The sequence below is a fragment of the Arthrobacter sp. Y3224198 genome, assembly GCF_059090025.1.
In genome coordinates, this window is record NZ_JBNHFG010000017.1 from 34890 (window position 1) to 55572 (window position 20683).

The 20683-nt window shown below is 67.3% G+C and carries 20 protein-coding genes; 11 read left to right on the forward strand and 9 right to left on the reverse strand.

The window, feature by feature from the left end:
• The first annotated feature begins 144 nt into the window (after window positions 1-144).
• Window positions 145-1140 carry a magnesium/cobalt transporter CorA gene (gene corA / locus AC5RUF_RS10825; RefSeq protein ID WP_494130556.1) on the forward strand — a complete coding sequence of 332 codons (996 nt, stop codon included), beginning with the start codon at window positions 145-147 and terminating at the stop codon, window positions 1138-1140.
• Entirely contained in the window at window positions 1140-1523 is a 384-nt protein-coding gene (locus tag AC5RUF_RS10830; protein WP_494130557.1) for an META domain-containing protein, read from the forward strand. The genes corA and AC5RUF_RS10830 overlap by 1 nt, the downstream gene beginning before the upstream one ends.
• A 37-nt stretch (window positions 1524-1560) precedes the next feature.
• On the opposite strand, the gene AC5RUF_RS10835 is transcribed toward AC5RUF_RS10830, so the two are convergent.
• Complete coding sequence (locus AC5RUF_RS10835; RefSeq protein ID WP_494130558.1) at window positions 1561-2931, reverse strand: MFS transporter; 1371 nt, start codon at window positions 2929-2931, stop codon at window positions 1561-1563.
• Between the two features lie 209 nt (window positions 2932-3140).
• Between AC5RUF_RS10835 and AC5RUF_RS10840 the strand changes: the two genes are divergently transcribed.
• From AC5RUF_RS10840 to AC5RUF_RS10850, 3 genes are all read left to right on the forward strand, one after another.
• Entirely contained in the window at window positions 3141-3791 is a 651-nt protein-coding gene (locus tag AC5RUF_RS10840) for a M23 family metallopeptidase (RefSeq protein ID WP_494130559.1), read from the forward strand.
• A 136-nt stretch (window positions 3792-3927) separates the two neighbouring features.
• Window positions 3928-5436, forward strand: coding sequence for a DHA2 family efflux MFS transporter permease subunit (locus AC5RUF_RS10845; RefSeq protein ID WP_493996810.1), 1509 nt, complete (start codon window positions 3928-3930; stop codon window positions 5434-5436).
• An 87-nt stretch (window positions 5437-5523) separates the two neighbouring features.
• Complete coding sequence (locus tag AC5RUF_RS10850) at window positions 5524-5862, forward strand: hypothetical protein (RefSeq protein WP_494130560.1); 339 nt, start codon at window positions 5524-5526, stop codon at window positions 5860-5862.
• A gap of 41 nt (window positions 5863-5903) precedes the next feature.
• Here the strand turns inward: AC5RUF_RS10850 and AC5RUF_RS10855 are convergent, their stop codons facing one another.
• Window positions 5904-7154 carry a cytochrome P450 gene (locus AC5RUF_RS10855; protein ID WP_494130561.1) on the reverse strand — a complete coding sequence of 417 codons (1251 nt, stop codon included), beginning with the start codon at window positions 7152-7154 and terminating at the stop codon, window positions 5904-5906.
• 143 nt (window positions 7155-7297) lie between these two features.
• Window positions 7298-8179, reverse strand: coding sequence for a manganese catalase (locus tag AC5RUF_RS10860; protein WP_493996813.1), 882 nt, complete (start codon window positions 8177-8179; stop codon window positions 7298-7300).
• Window positions 8180-8375: 196 nt separating this feature from the next.
• Here AC5RUF_RS10860 and AC5RUF_RS10865 point away from each other — a divergent pair, with 196 nt between their 5' ends.
• The gene (locus AC5RUF_RS10865; protein WP_494130562.1) at window positions 8376-9878 is read left to right on the forward strand and encodes a S10 family peptidase; all 1503 of its coding nucleotides are present in this window, start codon (window positions 8376-8378) and stop codon (window positions 9876-9878) included.
• A 144-nt stretch (window positions 9879-10022) separates the two neighbouring features.
• On the opposite strand, the gene AC5RUF_RS10870 is transcribed toward AC5RUF_RS10865, so the two are convergent.
• A complete protein-coding gene (locus AC5RUF_RS10870) occupies window positions 10023-10784 on the reverse strand; it encodes a class I SAM-dependent methyltransferase (protein WP_494130563.1) in 762 nt (253 codons plus the stop codon).
• Between the two features lie 40 nt (window positions 10785-10824).
• On the reverse strand, window positions 10825-11325 hold the full coding sequence (locus AC5RUF_RS10875) for a DUF456 domain-containing protein (protein WP_494130564.1): 501 nt from the start codon (window positions 11323-11325) through the stop codon (window positions 10825-10827).
• Window positions 11326-11790: 465 nt separating this feature from the next.
• On the opposite strand from AC5RUF_RS10875, the gene AC5RUF_RS10880 reads away from it, so the two are divergent.
• Window positions 11791-13080, forward strand: a complete 1290-nt coding sequence (locus AC5RUF_RS10880; protein WP_494130565.1) for a YrzE family protein — start codon at window positions 11791-11793, stop codon at window positions 13078-13080.
• Window positions 13081-13460: 380 nt separating this feature from the next.
• Here AC5RUF_RS10880 and AC5RUF_RS10885 read toward each other — a convergent pair whose 3' ends face one another.
• Both AC5RUF_RS10885 and AC5RUF_RS10890 read right to left on the reverse strand, forming a co-directional pair.
• Entirely contained in the window at window positions 13461-14369 is a 909-nt protein-coding gene (locus tag AC5RUF_RS10885; protein WP_493998383.1) for an SDR family oxidoreductase, read from the reverse strand.
• Between the two features lie 221 nt (window positions 14370-14590).
• Window positions 14591-15823, reverse strand: a complete 1233-nt coding sequence (locus tag AC5RUF_RS10890; protein WP_494130566.1) for a multidrug effflux MFS transporter — start codon at window positions 15821-15823, stop codon at window positions 14591-14593.
• A gap of 101 nt (window positions 15824-15924) precedes the next feature.
• On the opposite strand from AC5RUF_RS10890, the gene AC5RUF_RS10895 reads away from it, so the two are divergent.
• Window positions 15925-16365 (forward strand): universal stress protein, encoded by a 441-nt coding sequence (locus tag AC5RUF_RS10895; RefSeq protein WP_493997554.1) that lies wholly within the window; start codon window positions 15925-15927, stop codon window positions 16363-16365.
• On the opposite strand, the gene AC5RUF_RS10900 is transcribed toward AC5RUF_RS10895, so the two are convergent.
• Window positions 16362-17909 (reverse strand): MFS transporter, encoded by a 1548-nt coding sequence (locus AC5RUF_RS10900; protein ID WP_493997553.1) that lies wholly within the window; start codon window positions 17907-17909, stop codon window positions 16362-16364. The genes AC5RUF_RS10895 and AC5RUF_RS10900 overlap by 4 nt on opposite strands.
• Before the next feature lie 103 nt (window positions 17910-18012).
• Between AC5RUF_RS10900 and AC5RUF_RS10905 the strand changes: the two genes are divergently transcribed.
• From AC5RUF_RS10905 to AC5RUF_RS10915, 3 genes are all read left to right on the forward strand, one after another.
• Window positions 18013-18579 carry a TetR/AcrR family transcriptional regulator gene (locus AC5RUF_RS10905; protein ID WP_494130567.1) on the forward strand — a complete coding sequence of 189 codons (567 nt, stop codon included), beginning with the start codon at window positions 18013-18015 and terminating at the stop codon, window positions 18577-18579.
• A 72-nt stretch (window positions 18580-18651) separates the two neighbouring features.
• Window positions 18652-19125 (forward strand): ribonuclease E activity regulator RraA, encoded by a 474-nt coding sequence (gene rraA / locus AC5RUF_RS10910; RefSeq protein WP_494130568.1) that lies wholly within the window; start codon window positions 18652-18654, stop codon window positions 19123-19125.
• A 9-nt stretch (window positions 19126-19134) separates the two neighbouring features.
• Window positions 19135-19722 (forward strand): dienelactone hydrolase family protein, encoded by a 588-nt coding sequence (locus tag AC5RUF_RS10915; RefSeq protein WP_494130569.1) that lies wholly within the window; start codon window positions 19135-19137, stop codon window positions 19720-19722.
• 51 nt (window positions 19723-19773) lie between these two features.
• Here the strand turns inward: AC5RUF_RS10915 and AC5RUF_RS10920 are convergent, their stop codons facing one another.
• Window positions 19774-20619 (reverse strand): HpcH/HpaI aldolase/citrate lyase family protein, encoded by an 846-nt coding sequence (locus AC5RUF_RS10920; protein ID WP_494130570.1) that lies wholly within the window; start codon window positions 20617-20619, stop codon window positions 19774-19776.
• Between the last annotated feature and the right edge of the window lie 64 nt (window positions 20620-20683).

Genomic DNA, 20683 nt, shown 5'->3' on the forward strand with positions numbered 1-20683 from the left:
AGCCGCGCGGCCGGGTCCGGACCGCAAAACCGTTCACTCGCGGTGCCGGCGGCCACGGCGGCGCGGGAAATGGGGATAATGGGCTGGGGTCCGGCGCACCGCGCCGCACCCGGTAATGAGGGTTTCGACGCTAGGGGAATGTCCATGACGCTGATCGACAATGCGGTGTACGTGGACGGCAAGCGCGTGCACAACCCGGGCAGCCTGGACGAGACCTTTGAGCTGACCCGCAGTTCCGGCGGCATGGCCTGGATCGGCCTCTACCGGCCGGCCGAGCTCGAGCTGCTCACCGTGGCCGAGGAGTTCGGCCTGAACCTTCTTATTGTCGAGGACGCCCTGGACGGCCACCAGCGTTCCAAGCTGGAGCAGTACAACGAGCAACTGTTTGTGGTGCTGCGCCCCGCCCGCTACCTGGACGACGTCGAGCGCGTGGAATTCGGGGAACTGCACCTGTTTGTGGGCCCCAACTTTGTGGTGACCGTGAGGCACGCCGAGTCCCCGGACCTAACCCGGGTGCGCAAACGCCTGGAGCAGGAGCCGGATCTGTTGGCCCTGGGGCCGCAGGCGGTCCTGTATGCGGTGCTGGACCAGGTGGTGGATGAGTACGCACCGGTGGCTGCCGGGCTGGAAAACGACATCGACGAGATTGAGGACCAGCTGTTCGGGGGCGACGCCGAAGTGTCCCGCCGTATCTATGAACTCTCCCGCGAGGTCATCCAGTTCCAGCGCGCCATTACCCCGCTGCAATCCGTGGTGGGGGAACTGCGCAACTCCGCTGACCAGTACGGGGTTCCGGCGGAACTGCGGGACAACCTGGGCGACGTGCTGGACCACGTGCTGCGGCTGATCGACCGGGCCAATGCCTACCGCGCCATCCTGGAAAACGCGCTGACCCTGTCCTCCACCCTCGCCTCCAACCGGCTGGCGGAAACCAGCATTGAGCAGAACGAGCAGGTGAAACGGATTTCCTCCTGGGCCGCCATCCTGTTTGCGCCTACCCTGGTGGGCACCGTCTACGGCATGAACTTCGAGAACATGCCGGAGCTGTCCTGGCAGTACGGCTATCCGCTGGCCCTGTTGGGGATGCTGGTGACCGGGATTGTCCTCTACCTGACCTTCAAGCGGAACAAGTGGCTGTAATGCGCCGGCGGTTGGTCCCGCTCCTGCTGGGCGCGGCGGCCACGGTGCTGCTGCTCAGTGCCTGCGGCGACGCGGCAGGAGGCGATGCCGCCGGAGAAAGCCCCGACGTCACCGGCACGTGGGGAGACACGGGAACACCCGAGGCGCCCTCCCTCGAGTTCGGCGCCGACGGCAGGGTGAACGGAACGGACGGCTGCAACCGGCTGTTTGGCAGCTGGAGCATCCAGGGCACCCGCATCACCCTGACGGACATGGCCTCCACCAAGATGTACTGCCACGGCGTGGATGAGTGGCTGTCCGCGGGTGCCGCCGCCGAGGTGGACGGCGACACCCTGCGGATCCTGGACAGCTCCGGCACCGAGATCGGTGTCCTGGAGCGCTGAGGGTTCTGGAGCGCTGACGGTCCTGTTCTGACGGCGGCTAGTGCCGGGTACGCCGCTTCGGGACACCCTCCACATGCAGGTCCGCCCCCTTGGTTTCCTTCACCATGGTCACGGCTGCGAAGGAGACCACGCACAGCACCATGATGTAGAGGCCGATGGACGGCGACCACTTGGTTTCGTTCAGCAGGGCCTGGGCGATGGTGGGCGCAAAGGCCCCGCCCAGGATCGCGCCCAGCGCATAGCCGATGGACACCCCGGAATAGCGGACCTTGGCGGGGAACATTTCCGCATACATGGCCGACTGCGGGCCATAGGACAGGCCCAGCCCCACGGTGAGCACAAAGATGGCCACGGCAAACAGGATGATGTTGGTGGTATCGATCAGCAGGAACATCGGTACCGACCACAGGAACACCCAGGCGTAGCCGATCTGGAACGTACGGATCCGGCCGATCCGGTCGGAGAGGATCCCGCCGTAGAGGGTGAAGATCAGCCAGCCGAAGGATCCCAGGGTGGTGGCCAGCAGGACCGACGGGCGGTCCATGCCCAGCCCGCCGCCGCCGTCGGGGGTCGGCTTGCCGCTGGCGTAGGAGGCGAAGAAGGCAATCACGAGGTACCCCGCGGCGTTGTTGGCCACGAAGATCAGGGCGCTCAGCACCACTTCGCGCGTGTTGTGCCGGAACAGCTGGCGCAGCGGTGCGGAGGATTCCTTCTTCCGCTCCTGGATCTCCTTGAAGATGGGGCTTTCGGAGACCGAGCGGCGGATGAAGTAACCCACCGCAATCAGCACCACCGAAAGCAGGAACGGGACACGCCAGCCCCACGCTTCGAACTGCTCTTCGGTCAGGCTGGTACTCAGCACATACATCACGAACGTGGCCAGGATCATGCCGATCGGCACGCCGATCTGCGGATAGGCACCGAACAGCCCGCGCTTGTTGACGGGGGCATGCTCCACCGAAAGCAGGGCAGCGCCGCCCCACTCGCCGCCGGCGGAGAAGCCCTGCAGGATGCGCAGCAGGATCAGCAGGATGGGACCGGCGATGCCGATCTGCGCGTAGGTGGGTACCAGGCCGATCAGCGCGGTCGAGGCACCCATCATGATCAGGGTAAAGACCAGCATCTTTTTCCGGCCGATCCGGTCACCGAGGTGGCCGGCGACAACCGCGCCCAGCGGCCGGAACAGGAAGCTGATGCCGATGGTCGCGAAGGAAACCACCTGCCCCAGCGGTCCGTCATTGATGGGGGCGAAATACAGGGTGGCAAGCACCAGGCCCGCGGCCTGGGCGTAGATGAAAAAGTCGTACCACTCGATGGTGGTGCCAACCAGGGTGCCGGCGAGGACCTTGCGTTCCTCCCGGGTCATCCGGCCGGAAGCAGGCGCGGCGGATGCAGCGTTGACGCTCATCTGAAACTCCATTGTTTGAGACGGACAATTTGGTGCGGCGGTGCATTGGTGCGGCGGTGCGTTGGTGCGGCGGTGCGTTGTGGTGCGGCGGACCCGGCCCGACACTGGTGCAGGAGGAATCCGGTTGCAGGAATCGTACGCCGGGCACTGCCGGTTACAGCCGATTGGGCGCGGGACGGCACGGCGGTTCCCCTGACGGAAGGGTATCCATGGCCGCCGACGCAGCACCCACACTGCTTCACCTGCCGTTCACCGGCCGGTGGACGGTGCAGAACAGCCCCGCCAACCGCGTGCCCAGCCACGGCAGCACCCTCTTCGGCACCACCTACGCCATCGACTTCGTGGCCGTGGACGGGCACGGGCGCTCCGGCCCGCCCGGGTGGCGGTCGCTGCTGTCCACCGAACCTCCGGAGATCTTCCGCGGCTTCGGCGCCCCGGTGCTGGCACCGGCGTCGGGCACCGTGGTGTCCGTGCACGACGGCGAGCCCGACCACGAGGCCCGGCGCTCACCGCCGGTGCTGCTCGCCTATGCGCTGACCCAGGCCGGCCGGGTGCGGCAGGGTCCGGACGCCGTCGCGGGCAACCATGTGGTGATTGCCCTGACCCCGTCCGGCCCTTTTGTGCTGACGGCCCACCTGCGCCGCGGCTCCGTTGCCGTGGCGGCCGGAACCGAAGTGCCTCCGGGCACACCGCTGGGTGCGTGCGGGAACTCCGGCAACAGCACCGAACCGCATGTCCATCTCCAGGTCACCGACTCCCTGCACTGGCCGACCTGCCGCGGCATGCCGCTGGCCTTCCGGCATCCGGACGGCCGTCCCGGCCCGTGGCTGCCACGGAACGGGGAGGTATTTGAGGCATAGTCTCCGGAACCCGGAATAGGTCCGGCCGGCCCCGGGTTGGTCCTAAGGGAACCTAAGTGGACAATGGACTTCGGCCCTTTTCCGGCCCGTCCCGGGGTTCCTTCCCGGCCCCGACTCTCCCAGAACGGCAAGCATCTTGAAAAACCTTTCCCCGGATACGGTCAGGCCCTGGCCCGCGCTCTGGTCCCTGGTCATCGGCTTCTTCATGATCCTGGTTGACTCCACGATCGTAAACATCGCCACCCCGGCCATCATGGAGGACCTGGACGCCGGCCTGGACAAGGTCATCTGGGTGATCAGCGCGTACCTGCTGGCCTACGCCGTGCCCCTGCTGATTACCGGCCGGCTGGGTGACCGGTTCGGTCCGCGCCGCGTTTACCTGATCGGCCTTGTGGTCTTCACCCTGTCCAGCCTCTGGTGCGGCTTTGCCAACAGTGTGGATGCGCTGATTGTGGCCCGCGTCTTCCAGGGCTTCGGCGCCGCCCTGATGACCCCGCAGACCATGTCCGTGATCACCCGAATCTTCCCGCCGGAAAAGCGCGGCACCGCACTGGGTCTCTGGGGCGCCACCGCCGGCGTCGCCACCCTGGTGGGACCGATCCTCGGCGGCATCCTGGTAGACGGCCTGGGCTGGGAATGGATCTTCTTTATCAACGTCCCCGTGGGCGTGGTGGGCTTCATCCTCGCCTACCGGCTGGTGCCGAAGCTCTCCACCTCCGTGCACCGCTTCGATTACCTGGGCGTGCTGCTCAGCGCCGCCGGAATGTTCGCCCTGGTGTTCGGTATCCAGGAAGGCGAAAGCTATGACTGGGGCACCATCGCCGGGCCCATTTCGGTCTGGTCGCTCATCATTGCCGGCATTGTGCTGCTGGCCCTGTTTGTCCTTTGGCAGCGCCTGAACCGGGCCGAGCCACTGCTGCCCCTGAAGCTCTTCCGGGACCGCAACTTCTCCCTGGCCAACATCTCCATCACCGGGATGGGCTTCGCCGTTACTGCGTTCTCCCTGCCGCTGATCCTCTTCGCGCAGAACGTGCGCGGCCTGAGCCCCACGCAGGCTGCCCTGCTCCTGGCTCCCATGGCGGTGCTGTCCGGCGTGCTGGCCCCGCTGGCCGGCAAAACCGTCCAGAGCGGCAACCCCAAGTTCATCGCTGTGTTCGGCTTCGCGGCCATGGCGGCGTCGCTGATCTGGCTCGGTGCCCTGCTCAGCCCGGATGTCCCCTACTGGCAGCTGGTCCTGCCGATGCTGCTGATGGGCCTGGCGAATGCGTGCATCTGGCCGTCCGTCTCGCTGACCGCCACCCGCAACCTGGCCGCCGACGTCGCCGGGGCCGGTTCCGGTGTCTACAACACCACCCGGCAGTTCGGTGCGGTGATCGGCAGCAGCGCCATCGCGGCCATCATGCAGTCACGCCTGAGCGCACATCTGGGCGCCGGGGCGGCCGACGGCGGCACGGCACCCGCCGCCGGAGCGTTCCCCGAGGCGCTCAAGGCCGGCTATTCGGAGGCCATGGGCCAGTCCCTCTACCTACCTGCCGCCGTGATCATCGTGGCCCTGCTGGCGGCGCTGTTCTACGCCAAGCCGGCACCGGAGCTGACGTCCCGCGGTGCGGCCGGCCGTGACGCCGCGAAGAGCACCGCGGCCTAGCGCTTCCGGCGGTTCTGCTGCCGGTTCGCGGTTTTGCTGCCGGGTTAAACCGGCAGCAAAAACAGTACGCGGGGGTACGCTCGCCCCATGACTATGGTTGCCAGGTTCTTCGCCGGGGTACTCCTGGCCAACGCAGTTCCGCACGGGGTCAGCGCCGTGCAGGGCAGGCCGTTCCCCACGCCGTTTGCGTCACCACCCGGCGTCGGGCTTTCCAGCCCGCTGGCCAACGCCGTGTGGAGCGGGTTGAACACCGCCGGCGGCACCGCTCTGCTGGGTCATTCGGTTCCTGGTCCGCGGGAGCGTGCCAGCGTAGCGGCCGGCGCCGTGGCGATGACCTTTTTCCTGGCTCACTACTTCGGGAAGAACGGCCGGTCCCAGGCACCGGGCGGGCAGGCACCGACCGGACTGGAAACGGTCCGGGCCTAAACGGTCCGGGCCTAGGCGGTTCGGACCCAAACGGTCCGGCTCTAAACCGTTCCGCGGGTTGCTGCGCCCTGCGGGGCCAGCAGCAGTCCCGAGCGCGGAATCGAGGGCAGCTTGGACAGGGAAATGCTCAGGTCCTGCGCCGGGACCCGGTAGCCGCCTTCGGCCAGCAGCCGGACGGCCGTCTTCACCAGCTCCAGGGTGAGCCCCTCCCCCGGGCAGCGGTGCGCGGTTTCCACCTGCCCGGCACCCTGCGGCACCAGCCGGTAGGGATTGTCGTCCCAGGACCGGAACCGTTCGGGCCGGAATGCTTCCGGATCCGGCCACAGCCGGGCGTCGTGGTTGGTGCCGTAGATATCCAGCATCACCCAGGTGCCGGGCGTGAAGGTGTGCCCGTTCCAGTCGAATTCCTTCAGGGCCGTGCCGGCGATCGCCGGAAAGAAGGGATAGTAGCGCCGCACTTCCTGGGCAAAGGGTTCCAGGTCATCGGTATTGCCCGCGGCGAACTGCTGCTGCCACTGCGGGTGTTCCACCAGCGCCGTGCCGGCGAAGGTGATGAACCGGGCCACGGCCACAATCGGGCGGAGTACGTTGAGCAGTTCCACGGCCGCCACCTCCACCGGCAGCAGGTTCGATTCCTGGTCCCGGTGTCCGGCCACGAGGGCTGCGGCCGACGCCGGCGCCACCTCCCGTTCCCCGGAGCGAATGGCATTGATGATGTCCTGCGCCCACTTTTCCGTGCGCCGGCGGCGCAGCTGCGCCCACCAGTTTGCCGGGCCGAAGGAGCCGGCCTGGTCCACCATCAGGCCGAACTCGGCGGCGCGGCGGTCCACGTCGGCGTCCGGGAGGGGAAGGCCTGCCCATTCGCAGGCGGCAGCCGTGAGCATCCAGCGGGCCTCCTTATGCAGCACCACAGCATCTGCAGACCAGCCGGCCGTGCGGCGACGCCACACCGCTTCGAAGATGGAACCCAGCCGGGCCACGGACTCGGGAGCCATCATGTCCATGAACATGCCCTTACGGTGATGGTGCGCGGCGCCGTCGAGCGTCTGGACGCTGCCCTTGTCCTGGAGCAGGTGCACCACCGTGGGTGGCAGGGCTCCCCGCCGGCTGAACCGGCCGCCGTCGTAAAAAATCTGTGCCGCCTCGGCGCCGCGCATGCAGTAGACGGGCCGGCCGGCAATCCGGGTGCGGAACAGATCCGTACCCAAGCGGTCGCAGCGGGAGGAGATAAAGGTGTAGCCCTCGCGCAGGAACGCCAGGGAGCTGTCCGGCGCGGGAAGTTTCGCGGTCATGGGAGTCCTCGATAGTCAGGGTGCTTTGTTTCCCACCCTAGCGAGCGCCCTGCACCGCGGAAAACGCGCCGGCCACCCGAATCGACTCCGGACACGGCGGAACCGGGCGCGGACCCGCCGCACCCGGTCTCATACCGCGGCCGCTACTCCTTCTTCAGCTTGTCCTGTGCCGCGCCGGCGGCCTTCTCCACGGTGTTGGGCAGTTCCGTGGTGCCGTAGAACCGCGCATCCGGGTGCGTGGGCGGCGGCATGGGGGCCGACGTCGTGGGGCCGTCGTGGTAGCTGAACTCGCCGTGCCCGTCCGGCGCAGGACCCTTCGCCCACGAGCCTTCCGAGGCGTGCTGGCCGTCGGAGAAGTTGAGGTACTGGTAGGAAACCTCCCGGTGTTCCTTGCTGAGCGGGAAGTTGCTGGGCACGGGAAGTTCTTCCATTTTCTCCGCCTGAAGTTCCAGGGCCGCAGTGGTCCACTGGTTCTGGTGCATGGTGTCCCGGGCCAGCAGGAAGGCCAGCAGGTCCCGGATGCCATGGTCATCGGTCATGTGGTAGAGCCGTGCCACTGCAAGCCGGCCCTGCATTTCAATGTTGGCATTGGAGGTAAAGTCCGCCAGCAGGTTGCCGCTGGCAGTCACATAGCCACCCGTCCAGGGATTGCCGTTGCTGTCCACCGGGCGGGCACCGGCGCCGGCAACGATGGCATGCTGCACGTCCATTCCGCCCACAACCGCTGCGACGGTGGGATCCGACTGGACGGCGTCGTTGGTGATCCCGAGGGGCGCCTTTTCCAGCAGCTGGGCAATCATAATGGCCAGCATCTCCACGTGGCCCATCTCTTCGGCGGCAATCCCGTACAGCAGGTCCCGGTACTTGCCCGGGATGTGCGCGTTCCAGGCCTGGAACTCGTATTGCATGGCCACGGTGATTTCGCCGTACTGGCCGCCCAGGACCTCCTGCAGCTTCCGGGCATAAACGGCGTCTGGCTTGTCCGGGGTGGACTTGAACTGGAGTTCCTGTTTATGGAAAAACATGTACTTCCTCCGCACCTTTCGGACCCGCCGCGCGAGACAGAACCCGTCTGGAGGGAGCCGCGGCCAGTCACGGTCCTTTCAACGTAGACCTGTGCCCGGAGGCAGGGAAGAGGTATCCGGGCTCCGTCGGCATGAAGCGGGAAACCGGCCGTTTCAGTTCCGGGTAATCGGTGCCGGCACGGGTAGTCTGCTTGCCATGGTCTCCCCCGAATCCTCTCCCTCCCCGGCTGGCGTTTCGCAGCAGCCCGAAGCTTCCAGTGCCTCTACCGGTGCGGCTGCCGGCGCCAAGGTCACCGACGATTTCGCCGTCCGCCGGCACACCCTCCCGTCGGGGCTGAACTACACCACCACCACCGGACGGCTGGTGTTCCGCAAGGAAGAGGTCAAGGACGGCAAGTCGGACGGTTTCCAGCCCAAGGCGGAAATTTTTATGGTCGCCTACACCGCCGACGCTCCGGAGGGCGAACCCAACCGCCGGCCCGTAGTGTTCGCCTTCAACGGCGGGCCGGGTTCGGCCTCAGTGTGGCTGCACATGGGGCTGCTGGGTCCGCGGATGGTGGACTCCGGCGACGCCGGGGCACTCACCCCGCCCCCGTTCGGCCTGGTGGACAACCCGCAGACCCTGCTGGCGCACGCCGACCTCGTGATGATCGACCCGGTGAACACCGGCTTCTCCCGGGTGGTGGACGGCAACGACGCCGGCGAGTTCCACGGCTTCGAGGAGGACCGGGACCTGGTGGCCGAGGTAATCCGGCTCTGGACCACCCGCAACAACCGCTGGCTGAGCCCCAAGTACCTGGTGGGCGAGTCCTACGGCACCCTGCGCGCGGTGGCCGTGGCCGGGAAGCTCTTTGACGCCTACGGGCTGGCGGTCAACGGGCTGGGCTTGATTTCCACCGTGCTGAACATGGCCACCCTGGACTTCGCGCCGGGCCGGGAAACCCCGTACCCGCTGCACCTGCCCACCTATGCGGCCATTGCCCACTACCACGGCCGCCATCCGGGACGGGAACTGGCCGACGTCGTGCGCGAAGCCGAAGAGTACGCCTCCCGCGACTACGTGTACGCCCTGCACCGCGGGGCGCGGCTGGACCCCGAAGAGTATGCCGACGTCGTCCGCCGCCTGGCCGAAATCACCACACTGAGCGAGGGTTTCATCCGGCGGACCAACCTGCGCTGGGACTATGCCATGTTCTCCGCCGAGCTGCTGCGCGAGGAGAACCTGGCGGTGGGGCGGATCGACGGCCGGTTTGCGGCCGCCCCGGCGCACCAGCAGGACTGGATCAACTGGGACGATCCCAGCCTCACGGCCATCAACGGCCCGTACTCGGCCGCGATCAACCACTATGTCCGTGCGGAGCTCGGGTACGAGAACGACCTGCCCTACGAAATCCTCACCGGCCGGGTCCAGCCGTGGAGCTACAAGAACTTCGAGGGGGTCCCCGTGGATGTCACGGGCACCCTGGAACGGCTGCTGGTGCACAATCCGGCGCTGCGGGTGCACGTGGACTACGGGTATTACGACGGCGCCACCCCGCATTTCGCCGCGGAGTACGTGTGGGCGCACATGCGGCTGAGCGATGAAGCCCGGGCCCGGTTCACGCACCACTACTACGAGGCCGGGCACATGATGTACGTCAAGCCCGAGTGCCGGGTGGACCAGCTGCGGAACCTGGCGGAGTTTGTGGCAGGAGTTTAGGGGTCGGGCGGAGTCTAGGGGCCGGGCCTGGGGTCCGGGCCTAGTGTCCGGGGTTAGGGTCCCGGCCTCGGGTCCGGGGTTAGGGTCCTGGCCTCGGGTCCGGGCCTGGGGTCCGGGCCTGGTGCGGTCCTCCGCGCGCGCCGCTTAGGCTCCGGCCGGCCCCGGGCGGCGGAACAGGGCGGTAAGCAGGAAGGATTCACCAAACCACGGCGAGTCCTGGTTTTGGGCGGCCATCGGGCGGATCTCGATCTCTTCGAAGTCCGCGAAAACCCAGCGAAGATCATCCGGGCTGAAGGCTATCCCTGCTTCAAACTCCCCATCATGGTAGAGCTGCTCGTCTGGTGCTTCTGCACCCATCTTTCCCTTGGCGAAACAGGCCAGCCCCAAGTACCCGCCGGGCGCGAGGGTGCGCTGCAAAAGTTGCAGGTAGCTGATCCGACGGTGCGGGGGAAGGTGATGCAGACAGCCCGAGTCGTAGACCAGTCCGTACGGTCCCGGCAGCGCATCAGGCGGTAGAGCGAAAGCGTTGCCGCAGGTAAAGGAGACGTCCAAATGCCGGTCTGCAGCCCGCTCCCGCCCCCACTCCACCGCAGCCGAGGAGAGGTCCACGGCGTCCACAGCGTAACCTCTCTCAGCAAGAAAAAGGGCGTTGCGCCCGGGCCCTGAACCCAAATCCAGCACCCGGGTCGGCGAGAGCACGCCGTCGCGGACCCACCGCGCCAGGCTCTCGTCGGGTTTGTCCGCAAAAAACGGAACGGGCCGGGTGCGGTCTGCGTAGAAGTTGTCCCACCAAGAGCTCCCGGCGCCGCTGGTCCAGCGGACCAACTCACGGGCAAAGAGCCCGTCCATCAAGTTGAGGAGGTCTTCAACGGACCGCATGCTGCGGTTGATCGATGGTTCGCCCATACCGCCACACCTTATACACGCGTGGCTGGGCGGTGCGGGATCAGCGGGTGGCGAAGTGCACCCAGACGCCGGCTCCCCAGATGCCGCCCGCAGTCAGCGCCAGCCCGAGTTCGGCGAGGATGCCGATCCCCATCGCCTTCAGGGTGGCCAGGCTGGAGGACCAGGCGGTGGACAGGTTCCGCTGTCGCTGCCATTCGCTCAGCAGCAGGCCGGCGGCGAACCCGACAAACAGGCCCACGGCGGGGATGGTGAACATTCCCACGACGCCGAGCACCACGCCGGCAACGATGGAGCGGGTGGGAATCTGCCGCTGCTTCAGGCGCCGCCCGGTGAGGAAGAAGCTGGCGAGCATACCGGCTACCAGCAGCACCGCGCCGATCCCGAAGGCCCACCAGCCTGCCGGGCTCTGCACGCCGAAGGCCCAGCCGAGCAGGGCAATGATGATGAGGATGCTGCCGGGCAGAACGGGCACCACTATGCCGGTCAGCCCCACGGCAATCACGAGGGCGGCGACAAGGGTTACGAGGAGATCGGGATCCATGCCACCAGTCTTCCACCGGATTTCCCGGACCCGCGCATTTCCACCTCAGGGTGGTTTGGGGTGCTGGGGGCGCTGCGGGGCTTAGGGGTGCTTCGGCGGGACCGCTGGAATGTGACAGCTTCGGCGGGATGCTAGGGGCAGAACCCAGGCCGGCCCGGCTTCGTCCGTCTACTGCACAGATAAAGGGCCTAAACGAGCTGCAGAGACGCATTATCTGTACACCAGGTGCGTTGGCCCCGGATTCCCTGCCGGTTTGGGTTTTTGCTGCCGGTTTGGGAAATCGCTCCGCTGCAAACCGGCAGGGATTTCCCAAACTGGCAGCGAACTGCACAAAACGGAGGGTTTTCGCACTCCCCTGCCCCTCATCCCGGGTGCGAGTCCTAACGCAGGTGGAGAAATTAGTAAGGATACTTATATGGTGGCAACTTCAGCCCGATTCACCGGACGGAAACAGGAGATGCAGTAATGAGCACCGAACCAGGGAACACCGGAAACGCTTCCGCGGCCAATCGCGGCGCCACCGACGGCGGTCCGCTGCGGGACCGCTCGGAACGGACTGCCGCTGACGACGCCGCACGTGTCGTCCCCGGCGACAGTCGCCGCACCAACGACAGCACCGGGGGAATCGGCGCGGACTCCGCTGCCGATCCGACCCAGGGTTCCGGCCGCCACACCGGAAACCATGCGGGCAGCCACATGGCCGAACCGGCAGCCGGCTCGGCCGATGGCGATGCCCGCACCGTCCCCGCAACGGATGCCGGCCGCACCCGGGTTGCCCCCGCCGCCGGTGCCACCAACGCCGAGGACACCCACACCCATGCAGTCCCGGTCCACGATGCCCGCACCCGCACTGTCCCCGTCGACGACACGCGGGCCAGCACAGTCCGGACAACCGACGCCGATGAAACGCGCACGCGCGCTGTCCCCGCAACCGACGCTGAGGACATGCACCCCCGGGTTGCCCCCGCCGCCGGCACGACCGAGGACACCCCGCGTGCTGTCCCGGCAACCGATGCCGACGACACCCGCACCCGGGTTGCCCCGGTGACCTCCACCAAGGACCTCCCGGACGAAACAGACACCCGGGACGGCCGGCACCGCACTGAAACGGTGCGCCACGAAACGGCACGCAATGAAGCGGTGCACAACGACGCCGTCGTCGGCGAGACAGCCCTGCCCAACCGCGAGGCCCTGCTGGCCCGCGAGAAGGAGCGCTTCGGCGGCATGAAATTCGGCTCGGCCTTCTTCGGCTGGCTGACCGCCACCGGCATGGTGGTGCTGCTGTCGGCGCTGGCCGCCGCCATTGGAGCCGCCGTGGGCCTGTCCGCGGAAACCGATCTGGGCGCGGCACTTGAATCCGCTGCCGCCAACCAGTCCGCCGGGATCATCGGCGCGGTCATCATGCTGGCGGTCCTGCTGCTCTCCTACTATGCCGGCGGCTACGTGGCCGGCCGGATGGCACGCTTCAACGGACTCAAGCAGGGCCTCGCCGTCTGGCTGTGGGCGCTGATCGCAGCCGCCGTCGTCGTCGTTCTTGGCCTGATCTACGGCAGCGACATCCGCAGCATCAGCCAGCTGAACTCGGTGGCCCCGCTGCCCGAGGACCTGGAAGGCGTCAGCGCCGGAACCTGGATTGCCGTCGCTGCCAGCCTGGTGGTGACGCTGACCGGCGCCGTGTTGGGCGGCCTGGCGGGCATGCGCTTCCACCGCCGGATCGACCGCGCGGACTTCCGCACCGAAGAGACCGTGCGCTAGGGCGTTCCCTTCCGGCTCACGGCCGCTGCGCTCCGGAATTCCCGGGATGCAGCGGCCGTTTTGGTGATTCCGGGGCCCGTACCGGCAAAGCTTCCCACCCTTCGGTACTGCTGTGACTGCTGTGGCCCCACCAGCCACAAGGGCACCGCTCCGTGGGAAGCTCCGCCGACCCCGCTGTCAGCTCCCACAGACTTTCCCACCCTTCGGTACTGCTGTGACTGGGGTGACCTCACCAGCCACAAGGGCACCGCTCCGTGGGAAGCTCCGCCGACCCTGACCCAACCCCCACTCCCGCAGAGGCTGGTTCCATGGGTGCACGACGGCTTAAACGACCTGAGGCCCCGCAGATGCGGGGCCTCAGGTCTATGAAAACGGCAAAGTTACGGGGAAGGGGTTCCGCCGTTGACGTTCAGGGTTTCGCCGATCACGTAGCTGGATTCCGGCGAGGCCAGGAACACGTAGGCCGGGGCAAGCTCGGTCGGCTGGCCCGCACGGCCCAGCGGAACACTCTGGCCGAACTCGGGCAGGTCTTCCTTGTTCTGTCCGTCGGTCGGCTGCAGCGGGGTCCAGAACGGACCCGGGGCCACGGCGTTCACGCGGATGCCCTTGGGTGCCAGCTGCTGGCCCAGGCCCTTGGTGAAGTTGTTGATCGCAGCCTTGGTGCTGGCGTAATCCAGCAGGTTCGGCGACGGCTCATAGGCCTGGATGGAGGTGGTGTTGATGATGCTGGAACCGGCAGGCAGGTGCTTCAGCGCCGCCTTGGTCACCCGGAAGAACGAGTAGATGTTCGTCTTGAAGGTGTGGTCCAGCTGCTCGTCGGAGAGGTCCTCGAGGTTGTCCACCGCAATCTGCTTGCCGGCGTTGTTCACCAGGATGTCGAGGCCGCCCAGACCCTCAACGGCGTCTTCCACCAGCTGGCGGCAGTAATCGGCGTCCTTCAGGTCGCCGGGAAGCTTAACGACCTTGCGGCCCGTCTTCTCGATGACCTCGGCAATGTGCTGGGCGTCCGGTTCCTCTTCGGGGAGGTAGGAGATGGCGACGTCGGCGCCTTCCCGGGCGAAGGCGATGGCCACGGCCGCACCGATGCCGGAATCGCCGCCGGTGACGAGTGCCTTGCGGCCCTCCAGCCGGCCGGTGCCGCGGTAGGTGTCCTCACCGTGGTCCACGTGCGGGGTCATGTCCTTGTCCAGGCCCGGCTCCGGCTGGTCCTGCTTCGGCGGCGCGATGGTCGGGTAGCGGTCCACCGGGTTCTGGAACGTGTACTGGTCTGTGTTGTTGCCGTTTGTCATAGAAGTTCCCACTTTCGGTAGGTCAGTCCATTCAGGCGGACCCTTTCCGGGCCGCCCTAAAAGGCGTTCGCTTACGCTAACGTAAGCATGCTTACTACCCTATGCCCGACCCCGGGTCCGACTCAAGTCGGCCGGTGCGGGATCAGTCCTGACGACGGCGACGGCGGCTTCCGCTGAGTGGACGATGCCGGCGGATGCCAGCGGCCCGACGACGGCGCGGGCTAGCGGGTTCGCAGCCGGCGTCGTTCGCCCGTAGGCGTGTCCGGAGAACGGGTGGCCAGCAGGGCCACCAGCGCGATCAGCCCGGACCCGCACATCACCAGGGCCAGCGGCAGGGCGGTGTCCTCCCCCGCAATACCGGTCAGTGGCGAGACCAGGGCGCCAAAGAAGAACTGGCCGCTGCCCAGCACGGCCGACCCGCTGCCCGCGGCGAAACCTGCCTCGGCCAGGGCCAGGCTGGTGGTGTTGCCCATAATGAAGCCCACCGAGGACGCCGCCAGGAAGATGGGCACAGCCAACAGCAGCGGCGGGACGTCCAGCAGGATCAGCAGCAGCAGCACCGCGGAAACCCCCAGCAGCACCGGCACCGCAATGCTGACCGTCCGGCGGGGCGGGACCGTACGGGCCAGCCGGGCGGAGATGAACCCGGCCAGCACCAGCCCGCTCGCATTGATGCCGAAGGCCAGGCCGTAGCCGGCCGGCGACAGGCCCATAAGGTTCTGGTAGATAAACGGGGAGGCGGAAATGTAGCCCATCAGGACTCCGAAAGTGGACGCGAAAAGCACCGCGTAACCCACAAACCGCTTGCGGCGCAGCACCGCGGCCAGCCCGCCCAAGATGGGGCCGCTGCTGCGTTTTTCCTGCGGCCGGGTCTCGCGCACCACGCCGGCCACCCCTGCGAGCATGGCTGCGGCCAGCCCCGCCAAAACCCAGAGCACCCCGCGCCAGCCAACACTGCCGGCCAGGATGCCGCCCACGGTGGGAGCCAGGACCGGGGCCACCCCGCCGATGGTCATCAGCAGGCTGAAGGTGCGTGCCGCCGCCTGCCCGCTGGTCAGGTCGGCCACGATGGCCCGGGCAATCACCACGCCGGCGGAGGCGAACAGGCCTTGGAAGAGCCGCCCGGCAATCAGTACGGGCAGGTTCGGCGCCACGGCGCAGACCACGGAGGCCAGCACAAACAGCACCGAGCCGACCAGCAGCGGACGGAACCGGCCGTACCGGTCCGAGAACGGGCCGAAGATCAGCTGCCCGGTGGCCATGCCCGCGAGGAAAGCGGTCAGGGTCAGCTGCACACCGGTGGCGGAGGCGCCCAGGTCGTCGGCCATCTGCGGGAAGGAAGGCAGGTACAGGTCCGTGGCGAACGGTCCGGCGGCCGAAAGCAGGGCAAGGACCAGGAGCAGTCCGCTGGTCATGGCGGTGACGGTGCGTTGGGATACGGGCAGTGCAGGCATATGCGTCATCCTATTTGCATTGCACTGACTCGCTCTGGCCATTACTCCTTCATGAAGCGCACACTGCTGGGTAACTGGCTGACCATTTGGAAGGATTTCCCATGGCTGAGGCGTCCCGGAAAAGGATTGTGGTGGGCATGGACGGCTCCGAGGAGTCCCTGCACGCGATACGGATGGCAGCACGGCTGGCCAAACTGCTGGACTGCCGCATACAGGCCATCACCGTCTGGGAATACCCGGCCATGCTGGCCACACCGTTTCCCACCACGGAGTTCTCACCGCGTGTGGAAGCCGAGCAGGCCCTTGCCGAGGCGGTGGAGGCAGCGTTCGAGGGTTCCAGCATTCCGAAGGGCCTGATGCAGGAGGCGGTGGCCGGCCAGCCCGCCCGGGTGTTGATGGAGGCAAGCCGGGGAGCGGAGATGCTGGTGGTGGGCAACCGCGGCCGCGGCGGATTCGCCGGCCTGCTGCTCGGCTCCGTGAGCACCGCCGTGGCGGCCCACGCCTACTGCCCGGTCCTCATCGCCCGGCCGCACCGGGACTAGCCGTGGGCGGGAACCCGGCGGATCAGGATGGCGGCCCCGACGGCGGCAACCACCATGGTGATGACGCCGATCAGCGTGGTGATGCTGACACCGGAATCGAAGGCAGCCTGCGCTGAGTGCAGCAGCGCGGATGCCTGTTCGGCGGGAAGGCCATGGGCGGCTTCCACTGCCCCACCCAGGGTTTCCCCTGCGGAGGCCGCCTGCTCCGGGCTCAGCCCGTCGGGCACGGAAACGTGCGTGCGGTAGGCCGAGGTGAGGATGCTGCCCAGTACGGCGGTACCCAGCACGGAGCCGATCTCGTAGGCGGTCTCTGAAATGGCCGACGCCGATCCGGCCCGGGAGGGCGGGACGCTGGCCAGGATGAGGTCATTGGAAATGGTTTCCGCCGCTCCAACACCAACACCCAGCAGCAGGAACGCGATGATCAGGTGCATCACCGTAACGTCCGCGCCAGCGGCGAACACCAGCCCGTAGCCGGCCGCATTGAACAGCAGCCCGCCGGCCACGACATACGCCGGGCGGATATGGCGCACCAGCGGCACCACGGCCAGGCCGGTGATGATGGTCAGCACCAGGCCCGGCAGCATGGTCAGGCCGGCTTCGATCGGGGTCTGGCCCACCACCAGCTGCAGGTGCTGGGAGAGGAAGAAGATAAACCCGACCATGGCGAACAGGCTGAGCAGGTTGGCGCTGATGGAGCCGGTGAAGACCGGGTTCTTGAACAGCCGGACGTCCAGCATCGGCTTCTCGCGGCCCAGCTGGCGGCGGGCAAACAGGAACCCGAGCACCAGTCCGGCGAGGATGAACGGCAGGCCGGCTGCGGCGCCGTCGTGCGCGAAGGTCTTGATGCCGTAGGTGACCGAGAGCATGGCACCCATCACCAGCACCACGCCGAGGCGGTCGACGGCGCCGGGGCTGGGGTCCTTGGACTCGGGCAGGAGCATCGGGGCGAAGATCAGCAGCGGCAGCAGCACCGGGATGGAGAGCAGGAACACCGAACCCCACCAGAAGTGTTCCAGCAGCACGCCGCCGACAATCGGGCCGAGGGCCGCGCCGCCGGAGAAGCCGGCCGCCCAGATGGCCACCGCGATGCGGCGCTGGGACGGATCGGTGAAGATGTTGCGGATCAGCGAGAGGGTGGCGGGCATCAGCATGGCGCCGAAGACACCCATCAGGGCGCGGGCCACGATCAGCAGCATGGCCGAGGGAGCAAACGCGGCCACCAGGGAGAAGACGCCGAAGCCCACGCTGCCGATCATCAGCAGGCGGAGCCGGCCGATCCGGTCCCCGAGGCTGCCCATGGGCACCAGCAGGCCGGCAAGGACCAGGGCGTAAATGTCCACGATCCACAGCAGTTCGACGCCGGTGGGTGCCAGCGCCTGCGAGAGCGACGGGATGGCGAAGCTCAGCACGTTGTTGTCGATGGAGATGAGCAGTACCGGCAGCATCAGGACGGCAAGCCCCCACCACTCGCGCTTACCTGCACGCGCAACTGCGGGCTTTTCCTGGATGGCCAGCACGGCTTTCCTCCTTTGAGACGGCATTAGGGATTGCTTACGGGAAATACCCGAAAAACTACTGTACCGTCTAGACTGTACGGTACCCAAATGGCCGCCCTTTGGTCCGCTGATGGCGTAGCGTAAAAGCATGTCCAACTCTCGTCCCGCCCGGGACCGCATCCTCGACGCCTATGAGGAGCTGCTGATTAACGAAGGCCCCCGCGGCGCCACCATGGATGCGGTGGTAGCCCGCGCCGAGGTCTCCAAAGGCGGCCTGCTGTATCACTTCAAGAACAAGGAAGCGATGGCCGGGGCGCTGATCGAGCGGCTGCACGAGCTGGCCGACGTCGACCTGCAGCGGATGCGGGAGGACCCCGAAGGCCCGTCCCGCTACCTGGTCCGCAGTTCCGTGTATGTGGGCAGCCCACTGGACCGGGCACTGATCGGCGTGGTCCGGCTGGCACAGGCCTCGGATGCGGCGGCGTCGGAACTGCTGCAGCAGATCCACAGCAGCTGGTTCGACATGGTGGAGCAGGAGGTGGGTGATCCGGCCATTGCCCGGGGCATCACGCTGCTGGCCGACGGACTGTATTACAACGAGGGGCTGCCCGGCGGCTGGCCGCAGTCCACACGCGACCACCGCTCCAACTCCGTGGGCGACCTGCTCCAGATTGTGGATGTTCTCAAGGACCACGCCCGCGCCACCAAGGCGTAACCCGGCCCGAAGAACGACGGCGACGGCGTGGCAGGGCGGCACTGCGGTGTGTCCTCTGCCACAGTAGGTGGCATGGAAACCCGACTGAGCACAGCTGACCTTTACGACGAGCGCGGCGACGAGCTTGCCTCCGTCTCCCTGCAGTTCCAGGACCTGGGCGGACACACGGCCTTCACCGGCCCCATCCGCACCGTGCGCTGCCTGGAGGACAACGGCATCATCAAGTCGCTGCTGAACTCCCCCGGCGACGGCGCGGTCCTGGTGATCGACGGCGCCGGGTCGTTGAACACCGCACTCATGGGGGACATGATCGCCGCCGCCGCCGTGGAGAACGGCTGGGCCGGCGTCGTCATTAACGGACCCATCCGCGACCGGTCCGCTGTCGCCAAGCTGCCGCTGGGCGTCAAAGCGCTGGGGAGTAACCCGCGCAAGAGCGCCAAGGACTCTGTCGGCGAGGTGGATGTGCCCGTAGAGTTCGGCGGTGTCACCTTCCGTCCCGGCGCCGCGCTGTACGCCGATGAGGACGGCATCCTCGTAGAGCCTTAGGAGGCCGGCGTGGCCAATGTCCTGCTGTTCCATCACGCGCTCGGCCTGACCGCCGGGATGGATGCCTTCGCCGAAGTGCTGCGCGAGGCAGGGCATACGGTGACGGTGCCGGACCTGTACGACGGGCACGTTTTCGGCGACCTGGAGCAGGGCGTCGAGTACGCGCAGGAGATCGGCATGGACGCCATCGAGGAGGCGGGCGTGCAGGTTGCCGGCCGTTTTCCGGAGGACCTGGTCTACATCGGCTTTTCGCTGGGCGTGATGCCGGCGCAGCGGCTGGCGCAGACCCGCCCCGGAGCCCGCGGCGCCGTGCTGATCAGCGCCTGCCTGCCGCTGGGCACCTACGCCGACGCCTGGCCGGCCGGGGTGCCCGTACAGATCCATGGCATGGACGCCGACCCCTACTTCGCGGAAGAGGGGGACCTGGACGCCGCGGAGAACCTGGCCGCCTCCAGCCCGGACGCGGACCTGATCCTGTACATGGGGGCCTCGCACCTGTTCGCGGACATCAGCCAGCCGGACTACGACATGGACGCGGCCTTCGCCCTCACCCGGATGGTGCTGCGGCTGTTGGACCGGGTGGACGCCGGTGATTAAACGTCAGGGCCGCAGCACCCGGTGCGGGTGCTGCGGCCCTGACGGAAATTCCTACGCGTTCCAGAGTCCGTAGGAGTCCGCCAGCGAGGAGATCTTCTGGGCGCGGGCCAGGCGCGGCAGGTAGGAGCCGTCACCCACCACGGCACCGGCGGCATGTGCGTCCAGCAGCTCGTGGGCCCAGGTGATTTCGGATTCGCTGGGCGACAGGCCCTGGTTGATGAAGTCCGCGGCTTCGGGCATCAGGCAGAGCTTGCCGGTCATGCCCATGCTCTGGGTGACCTTGCAGGCGTCGAGCAGCTTCTCGCCCAGGGCACCGACGGTGGGGCCGTCGATCGGGCCGGGCAGCTGTCCCACACGGGAGGCCACCACGAGCTTGGAGCGGGCGTACGCCAGGGCCATCGGATCGTCCGAGGCGCCGGTGTCGCGGCGGAAGTCGCCCACGCCGAAGGCCAGCCGGAAGGTGCCCGGTGCGCTGGCGATGGCCGTGGCGTTTTCAATGCCGAGGGCGGATTCGACCAGGGCCAGCACCGGCGTGCCGGCCTGCAGCCGCATGGCGGTGTGGGTGACCTGTTCGGGCTTTTCGGTCATGGCCAGCATGACGCCGCGCAGGCCGGGGGCCTTGGACAGTGCCGCGAGGTCGTCCGCCCAGTAGTCGGTTTCGATGCCGTTGACGCGCACCCACGCGGTCATGCCGGTGGAGAGGGCCTCGACTACGCGTTCGCGGGCCTCGGCCTTGCCGGCGGCCGGAACGGCGTCTTCCATGTCGAACACCACGGAATCAGCTTCGGATGCGAGCGCCGGCGCAAAGTTCGCTTCATTGGCGGCCGATGCCAGCAGCCAGGAACGGGAGAGTTTTGCGGGGAGCGCAGCCGCACGGCTGTTTCGGAATGTGGCCATAAGAAGACACTACTTTCACGCTTGTCGGTTCCTAAAATGCGACGGCCGTCATTGTGGCTACCCT